We start from the raw sequence: 12,300 nt of genomic DNA on the forward strand, positions 1-12,300 counted from the left end.
CCTATGTTACCGATTGACCGCGGAGCTGACCTGCTGGGGCTCGTTTCGCAACTGCACGCTATTCAAGAGAGAGCCTGTACCGCCCTGGCCCAGCACTGCGCCAGCGACGGCATGCTGGACGCCGGGTTGCTCGATCGGCATCAGGTGGCCACGTACGAGCTGGCTTGGGCCCGTGCAGAACTGCTCGCTGCAGAACGCTCGCTTCAAGCCTTGGATGATGCCTGCAGCGAGGTGGACCATTATCTGGTGGCGGTGTTCGCCCTGGAGGCGATTGGCTTGGTACGCGGCCGTCTCGAAGGCGTACTGGCCAACCTGGACCTGGATGACCAGGCACTCGCCAGTCTGGCTGGGGATGGGCGTTTGCGTTCTTTGCGCCGGCAACTGCTCGATGAGTCGGTATTGCGCCGAGCCACCGAGCGGTTGGCCGAGCGTCCGGAGGAGATTGGCCGCATGCGCCTGAGCGAGGACCTGGTGCTGATTCAGGACCAGTTTTGTCGATTTGCTGCCGAGACGGTGGCGCCGTTGGCAGAGCGTATCCACAGGGAAGACCTGACGGTGCCCGACAGCCTGCTCGATGCTATGCGTGAAATGGGCGTATTCGGCTTGTCGATCCCCGAGCAATACGGCGGCAGTGCACTGCTCGGCCAGGACGAGGCGCTGAGTATGATAGTGGTCACCGAGGCGCTGTCCGAGGCTTCTCTGGCTGCGGCAGGCAGTCTCATTACCCGGCCGGAGATCCTGTCGCGGGCGTTGCTTGCCGGTGGTAGCGAGGTACAGAAGCAGTACTGGCTTCCGCGTCTGGCCTTGGGCGAACCGTTATGCGCCATAGCCATTACCGAGCCGGACTATGGTTCGGACGTCGCCGGTCTAACCTTGCGCGGTAGCCGTTGCGAGGGCGGTTGGATACTGAATGGGGCGAAGACGTGGTGTACGTTCGCCGGCAAGGCTGGGGTGCTGATGGTGGTGACGCGCACCGACCCGGACCGCAGGCTCGGTCATCGGGGACTCAGCCTGTTGCTAGCGGAAAAACCTTCTTATGACGGCCATGACTTCGATTATCGCCAGCCCGATGGCGGCCGTTTGAGCGGGCGGGCTATTCCCACCATTGGCTATCGCGGCATGCATTCCTTCGATCTTGCCTTCGAGGATTTTTTTGTCCCTGACGCCAATGTCATCGGCGAGGAGGGGGGGCTCGGCAAGGGCTTTTACTACACCATGGCAGGTATGACCGGCGGCCGTATGCAGACTGCCGGCCGTGCTAGCGGTGTGATGCGCGCTGCGTTGCTCGCCGCGATACGTTATACCAGCGAGCGCAAGGTATTCGGTGCACCGTTGGCCAGCTATCCGCTCAGTGCCGCCCGGTTGGTGCATATGGCTGCGCGCTATGTGGCAAGCCGTCATCTGGCTTATTCGGTCGGCCGTCTTCTGGGGCAGGGAGGAGCAGAGATGGAGGCTAGCCTGGCCAAGCTGTTCGCCTGTCGTAGTGCCGAGCTGGTCACCCGTGATGCGTTGCAGTTGCATGGCGGCATGGGCTACGCGGAGGAGGTGGCTGTCAGCCGCTATTTCGTCGATGCGCGGGTTCTGTCGATCTTCGAGGGAGCCGAGGAGACGCTGGCGCTCAAAGTCATCGGACGCAACCTGCTGGAGGCGGCGCTCAGCGCCGAGGCAGTCTGATGGACGGGGCAACTCTCGCGGGACTGCGCGCGGTGGAGGTTTCAGCCTTCGTGGCTGCCCCTCTGGGAGGTATGACCCTGGCACAGCTGGGGGCGGAAGTGATCCGTATCGATGGTCTGAATGGCGGTCTCGATTATCGCCGTTGGCCTGTCACCGACAGCGGCGCCAGCCTGTTCTGGGCTGGCCTGAACAAAGGCAAGCGTTCGGTGGTGATCGATATCGATCGACCAGAGGGCCGTGAATTGGCCGAGGAGCTGATCACCGCGCCAGGCAAGGATGCCGGTATCCTGCTGACCAATTTTCCTGCACGCGGCTGGCTGGATTTCGAGCGCTTGCGTATCCGCCGCTCGGACCTTATCCAATTGACCATCCAGGGGGACCGCAACGGTGGTTCTGCCGTTGACTACACCGTTAATCCTCGCCTCGGACTACCCTGGTTGACCGGGCCGCAGGATTACCAGGCACCAGTCAACCATGTTCTGCCGGCTTGGGATCTGATCACGGGGCAGATGGCTGCCGTCGGCCTGTTGGCTGCCGAGCGACGGCGCCACCGGGAGGGGGTAGGGCAGCACGTCAAATTGGCGCTGGAGGATGTCGCCCTGGCCGTGATGGGGCATCTGGGTTTTCTTGCCGAGGTACAGGGTGGCCGTTCCCGAGGGCGCTATGGTAATGACCTATTCGGCGCTTTTGGACGGGACTTCATCTGTGCGGATGGCGAGCGGGTGATGGTCGTCGGCCTCACCCTCAAGCAGTGGCGCAGCCTGTGTGCGGCAACCGACATCGGCGACGGCATACGTGGCTTGGAGACGCGCCTGGGCGTGAGCCTGGACCTGGAGGGAGAGCGTTTCCGCGCGCGCGAAGAAATTGCCGCGCTGCTCACGCCCTGGATGGCGGAGCGCAGGTTGGAACAGGTGCGTGAGGTGTTCGAGAGTCACGGCGTATGCTGGAGCCGCTATCAGAGCGTGGAGCAGCTGCTTCGAGAGGACCCGTCCTGTTCGCTGGCCAACCCTATGTTCAGCTTTGTGGAACAGATCGGGGTAGGCCAGGTGCTGAGCCCGGCCATTCCGCTTCGCTTTGATGAAACCCGCTTGCCGGCGAAACCGGCGCCGGCATTGGGGGCGGATACCGAGGCGGTGCTGCTGGACGTGCTCGGGTTGAGTTCGGTGGAGTTCGGCAGGTTGTACGACAAGGGGCTGCTGCGCTGCGCCTGATGCAGCGGGCAAGTTCGTCGCAATCGACGATGCGACGCCCGCCGCGGGCCGCGAGTATGGCTGTAACGCTGAAACACAGTCATTACAGGTAGCGACCATGTCCTCACAGGAAACGACCCTCGTGGTCGGCGCCGGCCATGCCGGCGCCGAACTGGTGGCGGCTCTGCGCCAACAGCAATATAGCGGACGCATCATCCTTGTCGGCGATGAGCCGCAACTACCTTATCGGCGGCCGCCGCTGTCGAAGGCTTATCTGTCTGGCGAAGTCGATCGCGATTCACTGTTGATTCGTAGTGCCGCAGCCTACGATGCACTCCAGGTCGAGTGCCTGACCGGGGTTGCCGTTCGCGCTATCGACCGTCTTGGGCACCGTGTCCTGCTCGATGATGGACGCTATTTGGAATATTCCAAATTGGTACTGGCTACCGGGGGGCGCCCTCGGCGGCTGGCCGATCCTGCGGCGGACAAACCTAATGTCCATTACATTCGTACGCTGGCCGACATCGATCGACTCAGGCACGACCTTGCTTTTGCCCAGCGTCTGTTGGTGATCGGTGGTGGCTACATCGGTCTGGAGGCTGCTGCCGTTGGGGTCAAGCATGGGTTGCAGGTGACTGTGCTGGAGGCCGCTCCGAGGCTGCTGGCACGTGTCGCTGCGCCAGAGATATCGGCCTTCTTTGAGCGGGCCCATCGCGCGCGTGGCGTGGATGTCCGGACCGGCGTGAGCGTTGAATCGTTCTCCGGTACCGAGCGCGTGGAGTCGGTTCGGCTCAGCGATGGCGATCAATTGCCTGTCGATATGATCGTCGTTGGTATTGGTATTCTGCCGAATGTCGAATTGGCTCTGGAAGCGGGCCTGGAAGTGGATAACGGCATAGTTGTCGACTCTCATGCGCAGACGTCAGTCGATCCCGACATTCTCGCCATCGGCGACTGCGCCAAACACCTCAATGGTTTCCTCTGCAAGTTCGTGCGTATCGAGTCGGTTCCCAGTGCCCAGGAACAGGCGAAAACGGCTGCAGCGACACTCTGTGGCCGGTTTGTTCCACACACCGCGGTACCCTGGTTCTGGTCCGACCAGTTCAATCTCAAGCTGCAGATGGTGGGGATGTCGGAGGGCTACGATCAGTTGGTACTGCGTGGCGATCCGGCTAACGAAAGCTTCAGTGCCTTCTACCTGCGCGATGGCGTGGTGTTGTCGGTCGATGCGATCAACCGCCCTCAGGACTTCATGGTCGCCAAGCGCCTGGTGGCAGAGCGGATCAAAGTGGAGCCTCATCAACTGGCCGATGAGAGTGTCCCGCTCAAGTCGCTGCTTTCCTCCGTCTGATACCAGGAAGTCGTGTTATGCCCAAAGTCATTTTTATCGATAGCGCGGATGTTCGGCACACTATCGAAGCCGCGCCCGGACGGTCACTGATGCAGGTAGCGGTGGACAACATGGTGCCTGGCATCGATGGCGAATGTGGTGGAGCCTGCAGTTGCGCCACTTGCCATGTTTATGTGGAGCCGGATTGGCAGGAACGCCTACCTCCGCGCAGCAGCGATGAGAGTTTCATGCTGGAGGGAGCGGTGGCAGTGGATGAGCGTAGTCGGCTGAGCTGCCAGCTGAAAATGCGCGATGAGTGGGACGGGCTTGTCCTACGGATCCCTGAAACCCAGGGCTGAGCGCGAACGCATACAACTGACAAAAACAACAAAGACAAGGCTCCCCAATGCTCGAACTTTACACCCAGCCTCCCGTAGGACTGGTCATGCCTGCTGCCGCTCAATTGTGGACAACGCTGATCTATGCCGTGGGGGCTGCGGTATTTGTACTGCTGGCCTGCTATTTGGCTTGGCGTGAGCGGTCAGCGTTGCCACTTCTGATGCTCCTCGGCGCAGCCTTGACCGTTTATTTGGAGCCTGTCGTCGATCTGCTGGGCAACGCTCTGCATCCACAGATCGGCCAGTTCAACCTCCTGACTACCAATGGGCACCCGGTGCCTTGGGCTGTGTTGATTGGTTATCTCTGGTATTTCGCTGGTACGCCGTTGCTGTGTTATTCGATGCTCAAGCGGCAATCGCTGAATCGCCGTTTCGTCTGGGGAGTATTCGCCAGCGTAGTCCTTGGCGCGGCATTGGTAGAGCAGATTCCGCTGTATTTCGGAGTGTGGATCTACTATGGCCAACAACTTCCGAAGATCGGTCTGATGCCGATCTGGTGGATATTCGCCAATACCGCTGCGGTTCTGGTGCCCTTCATCCTGGTTTATCGGCTGTTTCCGTTGTTCACCGGCGCGCGTCAATGGTTGCTGGTGGCTCTGATGCCCTCGGGCGCGTTCATGGGACACTCTGGAGCGGCTTGGCCGATGTACAACCTACTGGGGACCGACACCGCCAACCTTCCCGCAGCCCTGTTGTACCTGGGCACCCTGGCGACTGTCGCGCTATCCGTGCTGGTGGTCTGGGCTCTGTTGCGACTGGCCGATATACCCGCCCGCTAAATGAGTGGCCGGGTTGCTGACGACCTGCAGAAGCTCTGCATGGCCAGTAGCGACCCGCCAGCCTTTTCTTCCGCCGTCCTCTATCTCTTTGTGCTCAGGAGCCACGATCATGCGTGTTCCTCTGTTTCTCTGTGGCGCGATGATGCTGGCCCTGGAGGGCTGTGGGAACTCCCAGGCACCCGCTTCGGCCAGCGTCGTGCCGTTCGTCAAGACGGAACAGGTGCTTCCTGATTCCGATGCCGTGCTCGGGTTATCAGGCGTGGTGCGTGCCCGCGTCGAGTCTCCGCTGGCATTTCAGGTATCTGGACGGATACTGGCACGCAAGGTCGATGCCGGGGCGCGAGTCGCTGCCGGGGAGGTGTTGTTCGAGCTTGATCGGCGCGATTTGCAGCAAGCATTGCGAGCAGCCGAAGCGACCTTGTCGGCGGCCGAATCGGGGCTGGACGCGAGCGAAGCCGAACTGGTCCGCAGTCGTCGGTTGCAGGCTCGGCAATTCATCAGTCTTCAGGCCCTGCAGGCGGTCGAGGACGCTGCACACCAGGCCCGCGGGCGTCGGGATGCGGCACGCGCCCTGCTCAATCAAGCGCGCAATGCCTTCGACTATGGCCAACTGCGTGCTCCCGCGGCGGGTGTTCTGCTGGAGGTCAGTGGCGAGGTAGGCCAGGTGGTGAGGGCTGGCCAAGCCATCGCAGTCCTGGCACAGGCGGGGCAGCCCGAGGTGGAGGTGCACTTTCCCGAGAACCTGGTACCACCCGATAGTGGCGAGATTCTCCTGGCCGAAGGTCCGCAACCCTTGACGCTGCGAGAGCGGGCCGGCGCCGTCGATGCTGCCAGTGGCACGCTGCGGGTACGTTATGCTTTCGTTGGGCCGGCTACGCAGTTGGCGCTGGGCAGCGTCGTGCGTACCCGCTTCCACAGAGCTTCGGCGAGCACGGAAAGCTTCAGCATTCCCTTGTCAGCTTTGAGTGAGCGCGGTCAGGGGGCAAGAGTCTGGTTGTACGGCGGAGGCCAGGTTCATTCCGTACCGGTCAGCGTCCTGCAGATCGACGACGAGCGGGCAAGAGTCAGTGGGGCTCTGCGTGTGGGCGATCGCCTTGTTGCCTTGGGAATTCACTTGCTGAGCGAGAATATGCAGGTGCGGGAACTGCCGCGATGAATTTTCCGAACCTGTCGGCCTTGGCCGTTCGCGAGCGCGCAGTAACCTTGTTCCTGTTGATACTGGCCTTGGGAGCCGGGTCATATGCTTTTCTCGAGTTGGGGCGTGCCGAGGATCCGGCGTTCACGGTGCGGGCGATAATCGTCACGGTGCGCTGGCCAGGGGCAACCCCCGAGGAATTGCAGAATCAGGTGGTTGATCGCCTGGAGAAACGCATCCAGGAGGTCAGCGATCTCTATCGCATTGAAACCACTATCCTGCAGGGACAGGCGTACATCCAGGTCGAGTTCGAGGACTATACCACTCGCGAGCAGATCCAGGCCCTGCAGTACCAGGTACGAAAGCGCATGGAGGAGGAGGCTGCTACCCTGCCGGCTGGAGTGGTCGGGCCACTCGTCAATGACGATTTTGGCGATGTGTATTTCAGCCTGATCGCCCTGAGCGCACCAGGCATGCCGCTGCACGAGCTGAGTCGCAACGCTGAAACGCTACGCGACGCGCTGCAGCGTCTACCCGGAGTGCGTAAGGCGCAGATCCTCGGCGAGCGGCAGGAACGGGTATTCATCGAGTTCGACAACGCTCGCCTGAGTAATCTTGGACTATCGCCGGAAGCGGTGTTTGCCGCCATCGACGCCAACAACCGGTTGTTGCCGGCTGGCCGTCTGGAAACACGCGGACCGAGCCTGTACTTGCGTTTGGATGCCGATCTTGCCGATCTCGAGAGCCTGGCTGCGGTTCCCTTGAGCGTTGGCGGGCGCCTAGTACGGCTGGCAGATATCGCCAGCATCCGCCGTGGCTATGAGGATCCACCAAGTTACCTTGTCCGCTCCAAGGGGCAGGACGCACTGTTGCTCGGCTTGGTCATGACCGACGGCGCCAATGGCCTGGAATTGGGTCGCCAGCTCGGCGCTTTCATTACAGCGCAGCGCCAGGCCCTGCCCCTGGGAATGGAGCTGCGCATCCTGAGCAACCAGGCTGAGCAAGTAGCGGGGGCGGTCAATCTATTCCAGATCAAGTTCGTGATTGCGTTGTTAGTGGTGGTCGCGGTCAGCATTCTGGCCATCGGTTGGCGGGCAGGGCTGATAGTGGGGATCGCGGTTCCGCTGACACTGTGTATCGCTTTCGTGGCGATGCTGGCCAAGGGCATCAACTTGGACCGTATCACCCTGGGAGCGCTGATCATCGCTCTGGGTTTGCTGGTCGACGATGCCATCATCGCTGTGGAGATGATGCTGGTAAAAATGGAGGCCGGCTATCCACGGCTTCAGGCTGCGGCTCAGGCGTGGAGTTTGACCGCCGCACCCATGTTGGTCGGTACTTTGGTCACGGTTGCAGGATTCCTGCCCATCGGTTTCGCCCACTCTTCGGTTGGCGAATATGCCGGTAACCTGTTCTGGGTTCTTCTCATCGCACTGGTTGCCTCCTGGCTGGTGGCGGTGATCTTCGTACCTTATCTAGGTGTCGCGTTGTTGCCTGATGCTTCACCGGCAACCGGCGGACATGGTCAAACCTACCACACCCCTGGGTATCGTCTCTTGCGTGGTACGGTGGCCTGGTGCGTACATCGGCGCAGGCTGGTGATCGTTGTTACCGCCGGGCTTCTGGTCCTGTCGGCTGTGGCGATGGTGCTGTGGGTGCAAAAGCAGTTCTTCCCCGTGTCGGACCGACCGGAAGTGATGATCAGTGTCTACCTGCCTCGGGGCAGTGGTATCGAGGCTACTGATCAGGTGGTGCGGCGATTGGAGACATTGCTGGCTCCGATGGCGGATGTACGGACCTTTTCCTCCTATATCGGGGCCGGGGCGCCGCGCTTTTACATTGCCGCCAATCCGGAAATGCCCGATCCGGCATTCGCTCGGGTAATTGCCGTCGCCCAGGATGCCGAAGCCCGTGACCGTGTCATTGCTCGAATTAATCAGGCCGCGGCTGAAGGTCGTTTTCCCGAAGCGCGCGTCCGGGTCATTGGCTTGCAATATGGTCCGCCGGTGACATGGCCGGTGGAGTTCCGTCTACTGGGAACAGACCCGCAGGTGCTGCGCGACTTCGGTCGTCGTATCCAGACGCTCATGGCCAGCCAACCGAATCTGGTCGACCCACATTTGGAATGGGAGGAGCGGGTGCCTGTGTTGCATCTGGCGATGGACAGCGAGCGTCTGCGCCGCCTCGGGCTGACACCTCAGGCAGTGGCACAGGCACTGCAGTTTCAGCTGGACGGAGTGAACGTAACCCGGCTGCGTGAGGATGTCCGTACGGTCGATGTAGTGGCGCGCATGAAGCGGCCGCCTGGTCGCTTAGAAGTCGATCGTTTGGCACAGGTCGAGATAACCACTGCGGACAACCGAAAGCTGCCCCTGGGGCAACTCGGTCACTTCGAGGTGCGCTTCGAAGAACCAGTAATCCGACGCTTCATGCGCCAGCGAGCTTTGGCTATTCAGGCCGACGTGGCGGGAGCGCAGGCCAATGACGTGAGCGATGCGCTGTGGAAACGCCTAGCCCCACTTCGCGCTGAGCTGCCGCCAGGCTACGAGTTGCAGGTATCTGGTACTGTCGAGGCCTCGCAACGGGCCAACCGGTCTATCCAGAAGCTGCAGCCACTGATGCTCCTCAGCATGCTGGTACTCATCATGCTGCAAATGCGTTCGTTCTCCGGCACCTTCATGGTCGTAATTACCGCACCGCTGGGACTTGTCGGCGCGGTTCTGGCGTTGCTGGTGTTCCACCAGCCGTTCGGTTTCGTCGCATTGCTCGGGCTGACGGGACTGGCGGGCATCGTCATGCGCAATACGCTGATCCTCACCCAGCAGGTGAATGACAATCTGCGGGTCGGCATGGTGGCGCGTGAGGCAGTTGTGGAGGCGGCGGTGCAACGAGCTAGACCAGTGGTGCTGACCGCTATCGCGGCGGTACTGGCGTTCATTCCACTCACCCACGACGCCTATTGGGGGCCGCTCGCCTTCGTTCTGATCGGTGGTGTTGCACTGGGCACCTTGATTACCCTGCTGTTGGTACCGTCGCTCTATGCGATGTGGTTCCGAATCGAAGCGAAGTGAAACGGACAGCCCTGGGCCGTCCGTTCCTGCAGGTCAGATGAGGAAGGCCATGGTCAACAAGGCACTTTCGTTGTTGACCAGGGCGACCTTCTTGTAGGCCATGCGCCATTGCCCCTGCTCCTGGCGCAGCAAGTACTCGTTACGGGCGGCCCACATCGAGTCGCCCCGGCGTCCCGATTCGAACAGCAGCATGTTGGCACCAACGCGGATACCTTCGGCGTTCTCTCCGAGCAACTCGATGTTGGCGATCACACGACGCAGGCGTGAGCGGGGGATCTGACTGAAGCGCTTGCCAGTGAAGAACTGGCGGATGCGCAAGGCGATGCGTGAGCGATTGTCGTAGATGATCGACATCTCCCGTTCCGGATCGGGAGCCTCGCCATTGGCTGGCACCCAGTAGATGGCATCATCGGTCCATAGGGCTTCCCATTCGGCGAAGCGGTGCTCGTCCTGCAGGCGCGCTTCTTGATAGAGGAACTGGCTGATGTCGTGCAATTGGGCGAGTCGTTGGATAGTGTCCTGCATCACACGGCCTCCATCAGTGCGCGGTAGTACTGCCACATACCCCGGGAGGGCACCTCGTCAGTGACTTCGCCGATCTTGTAGCCATTCTCATCAGTCCGTTCGCGGTGCGTGCCGCGGCCCAGGTACACCCATTCCGGGCTCTTGTCCTGTACCCCGGCGTGAGAGCGCTCGTACATCTCTGCATCGTCGGCGAGCAGGAAGCCGGCCGGCCCCACCGAGCCCATGGTCTGCTGGCGCAGCCGCCGGTTCAGGTCGGGCGCGCCCTTGAACTGCAAGGCGGTGACGTGCTGCACGGTCTCGTTCACCGAAAGCGGTTGGATGACGAACATCTGGATTTCGGCGATGAACAGGTTGGGGAAAATCATGATGTGCGGCGTGCCGTCGATCATGATCTGCCGTGCTCTCTCCACACCATAGGCGGCCTGCATCCTGGCTGTGTAATCGGGCAGCCGCTCGGCGCTGGTACCGAACCAGCTCATGGGCTCGTCTCGCTTGCGGAACTCGGGGCGCAGGTCGACCTCGGCGTGGCCGTTGCCGAAATAACGGGTCACGGCGGTGGAGCCGTCCACGTACAGCGAGCCGATCTGGCTGTCTGCCACTTCGAAGATCGAGGCGTGGGTGAAGGCTGGGTGGTAGCCATCGGTCTCGTTCTCCAGCACGAACTTCCAGTTGGCCATTACCTTGTGCTGGAGGAAGCCGGCGGTGATTTCCACCTCGCCTTCGGGGGAGGTGTCGCAGAGATTGTCGAGTGCCGCCCTGGCGCCGCCCAGGTGTTCCTCTAGCGAGGGGCCATCCTCAGCCAGGGAGCCGAAGACGAAGCCTCGGTAGCTGGCTACCCGAGGCACTTTGCCCAGGCCCAGTTCCTTGCGCTTGTCGTCCGGGTAGCCGGAGGGGAAGGGGTAACCGCGCAGGTTGCCGTCGTTACCAAAGCTCCAACCATGGTAGTTGCAGGTGAAGGTGCGAGCGTTTCCCCGGTGCTCGTCACAGACTCTGTTGCCACGATGCGGGCAGCGATTATGTAGCAGGTGAATCTGCCCGTCGCGATCGCGTGTCATCAGGATCGGCTCGGGGCCGATGGATTTCATGATGAAGTCGTTCGGCTCGGGAATCTCGCTTTCGTGGCCGACATAGACCCATGTGCGTTGCCAAATCTGGCGTAGCTCCTGGGCATAGATCTGCGGGGCGGTGTAAATCGAGCCGTGCACCTTGTCGATCTGTATCAGCGATTGGAGATCCGGGCATTGCGGCACGGGCGAGGTCTGGTGATCTTGCATCTCTTTTCTACCTCGGAATTGACTCTTGTTAGTTCGCTCTCATCAGGAGCGGCAGCCTGGCCGGAGCCAAGTGCTCTAAAAATAAACCGTCTGGACGGTCTATTAAATGGCTGTTCACCATCCTATTGATTTGGGTCAATTTTTTACACGGTAGAGAACAGTGAGATGCATGCCGGACGGGCTGATGCCCTGGCAAAAGCCGAACAGGATCAATAGGATGCGGACTGAGTGCAGGATCGCCAGGTGCGATCAGTCCAGTGACAGGAGCTTGCCAGTGCCATGAGCCGAGTACGTGCTGATGATTACGATGAGAAGAAACGCCTGATTCTCGAGCGCGCGGCCGATCTGTTCGCCCGAAAAGGCTTCGGCAGCGCCACCATGATCGATATCGCGCAGGCTTGTGGTGCTTCGAAATCCCGGCTGTATCACTATTTCACCAGCAAGGAAGAAGTACTGTTCGCGATCGCTATGAGATACGTCGAGTCAATGTATGAGACGCTCGCCGAGGCGATCGCCGAGCCATTGCCCGCCAGTGCCCGTTTTGCCCGGTTCGTCGCAGCTTTCGTCGAGCAAGGAGTCTCTTCGCGAAGCGAGCAGTTGGTACTGCTCAACGACGTTAACTTCCTGCCTGAGGACAAGCGCCGAGAGGTTCGGGCAATGGAGAATCGTCTGGTGGGGCTGTTGGTTGGCTTGTTGGAGGAAGTCAACCCCGGTCTGATGAAGCCGGCGCAGGTACGAGTTCCCTATGCCATGCTGCTGTTCGGCATGGTGATCTGGACATTCACTTGGTATGAAAGGGACGGTACGGTGTCACCGGAGGAGCTGGCGGCGCGGATTTCGCAGCTGTTTCTGCGGGGGTTCGAGGGCGCCGAATGGCACTGAGTTGGGGCCACGGACACAGGGCCGCTTGCCACGGCCCTGTGC

General features: G+C 61.0%; 10 protein-coding genes. 8 read left to right on the top strand and 2 right to left on the bottom strand.

All coding sequences use genetic code 11. The annotated features are described in order from the left end of the window. Positions 1–3: 3 nt before the first annotated feature. The 7 genes from PKO50_RS09220 to PKO50_RS09250 all read left to right on the top strand — a co-directional run bounded on the left by PKO50_RS09220 (position 4) and on the right by PKO50_RS09250 (position 9,577). Positions 4–1,674: an acyl-CoA dehydrogenase family protein gene (locus PKO50_RS09220; protein WP_275629451.1), complete on the top strand. Its 1,671-nt coding sequence runs from the start codon at positions 4–6 to the stop codon at positions 1,672–1,674. Then, a complete protein-coding gene (locus tag PKO50_RS09225) occupies positions 1,674–2,885 on the top strand; it encodes a CoA transferase (protein ID WP_275629452.1) in 1,212 nt (403 codons plus the stop codon). Before PKO50_RS09220 ends, PKO50_RS09225 begins: the two co-directional genes overlap by 1 nt. 97 nt (positions 2,886–2,982) lie before the next feature. Next, entirely contained in the window at positions 2,983–4,215 is a 1,233-nt protein-coding gene (locus tag PKO50_RS09230) for an FAD-dependent oxidoreductase (protein ID WP_275629453.1), read from the top strand. A gap of 17 nt (positions 4,216–4,232) precedes the next feature. Further along, positions 4,233–4,553, top strand: a complete 321-nt coding sequence (locus tag PKO50_RS09235) for a 2Fe-2S iron-sulfur cluster-binding protein (protein WP_275629454.1) — start codon at positions 4,233–4,235, stop codon at positions 4,551–4,553. Positions 4,554–4,600: 47 nt separating this feature from the next. Beyond that, the gene (locus tag PKO50_RS09240) at positions 4,601–5,371 is read left to right on the top strand and encodes a hypothetical protein (RefSeq protein ID WP_275629455.1); all 771 of its coding nucleotides are present in this window, start codon (positions 4,601–4,603) and stop codon (positions 5,369–5,371) included. Positions 5,372–5,480: 109 nt separating this feature from the next. After that, complete coding sequence (locus tag PKO50_RS09245; protein WP_275629456.1) at positions 5,481–6,527, top strand: efflux RND transporter periplasmic adaptor subunit; 1,047 nt, start codon at positions 5,481–5,483, stop codon at positions 6,525–6,527. Beyond that, the gene (locus PKO50_RS09250) at positions 6,524–9,577 is read left to right on the top strand and encodes an efflux RND transporter permease subunit (RefSeq protein WP_275629457.1); all 3,054 of its coding nucleotides are present in this window, start codon (positions 6,524–6,526) and stop codon (positions 9,575–9,577) included. Before PKO50_RS09245 ends, PKO50_RS09250 begins: the two co-directional genes overlap by 4 nt. A 33-nt stretch (positions 9,578–9,610) precedes the next feature. Here PKO50_RS09250 and PKO50_RS09255 read toward each other — a convergent pair whose 3' ends face one another. After that, positions 9,611–10,102: an aromatic-ring-hydroxylating dioxygenase subunit beta gene (locus tag PKO50_RS09255; protein ID WP_275629458.1), complete on the bottom strand. Its 492-nt coding sequence runs from the start codon at positions 10,100–10,102 to the stop codon at positions 9,611–9,613. Then, positions 10,102–11,376: an aromatic ring-hydroxylating dioxygenase subunit alpha gene (locus PKO50_RS09260; RefSeq protein WP_275629459.1), complete on the bottom strand. Its 1,275-nt coding sequence runs from the start codon at positions 11,374–11,376 to the stop codon at positions 10,102–10,104. The genes PKO50_RS09255 and PKO50_RS09260 overlap by 1 nt, the downstream gene beginning before the upstream one ends. Positions 11,377–11,655: 279 nt before the next feature. Between PKO50_RS09260 and PKO50_RS09265 the strand changes: the two genes are divergently transcribed. Next, complete coding sequence (locus PKO50_RS09265; RefSeq protein ID WP_275629460.1) at positions 11,656–12,258, top strand: TetR/AcrR family transcriptional regulator; 603 nt, start codon at positions 11,656–11,658, stop codon at positions 12,256–12,258. Positions 12,259–12,300 lie beyond the last annotated feature (42 nt).

This window comes from Pseudomonas sp. 273 (assembly GCF_029201425.1).
Taxonomy (GTDB): Bacteria; Pseudomonadota; Gammaproteobacteria; order Pseudomonadales; family Pseudomonadaceae; genus Pseudomonas; species Pseudomonas delhiensis.

What these genes read in the sequence shown, in the direction of transcription:
- PKO50_RS09220 (WP_275629451.1), top strand. Translation starts at nt 4, where the DNA reads ATGTTACCGATTGACCGCGGAGCTGACCTGCTGGGGCTCGTTTCGCAA.
- PKO50_RS09225 (WP_275629452.1), top strand. Translation starts at nt 1,674, where the DNA reads ATGGACGGGGCAACTCTCGCGGGACTGCGCGCGGTGGAGGTTTCAGCC.
- PKO50_RS09230 (WP_275629453.1), top strand. Translation starts at nt 2,983, where the DNA reads ATGTCCTCACAGGAAACGACCCTCGTGGTCGGCGCCGGCCATGCCGGC.
- PKO50_RS09235 (WP_275629454.1), top strand. Translation starts at nt 4,233, where the DNA reads ATGCCCAAAGTCATTTTTATCGATAGCGCGGATGTTCGGCACACTATC.
- PKO50_RS09240 (WP_275629455.1), top strand. Translation starts at nt 4,601, where the DNA reads ATGCTCGAACTTTACACCCAGCCTCCCGTAGGACTGGTCATGCCTGCT.
- PKO50_RS09245 (WP_275629456.1), top strand. Translation starts at nt 5,481, where the DNA reads ATGCGTGTTCCTCTGTTTCTCTGTGGCGCGATGATGCTGGCCCTGGAG.
- PKO50_RS09250 (WP_275629457.1), top strand. Translation starts at nt 6,524, where the DNA reads ATGAATTTTCCGAACCTGTCGGCCTTGGCCGTTCGCGAGCGCGCAGTA.
- PKO50_RS09255 (WP_275629458.1), bottom strand. Translation starts at nt 10,102, where the DNA reads ATGCAGGACACTATCCAACGACTCGCCCAATTGCACGACATCAGCCAG.
- PKO50_RS09260 (WP_275629459.1), bottom strand. Translation starts at nt 11,376, where the DNA reads ATGCAAGATCACCAGACCTCGCCCGTGCCGCAATGCCCGGATCTCCAA.
- PKO50_RS09265 (WP_275629460.1), top strand. Translation starts at nt 11,656, where the DNA reads ATGAGCCGAGTACGTGCTGATGATTACGATGAGAAGAAACGCCTGATT.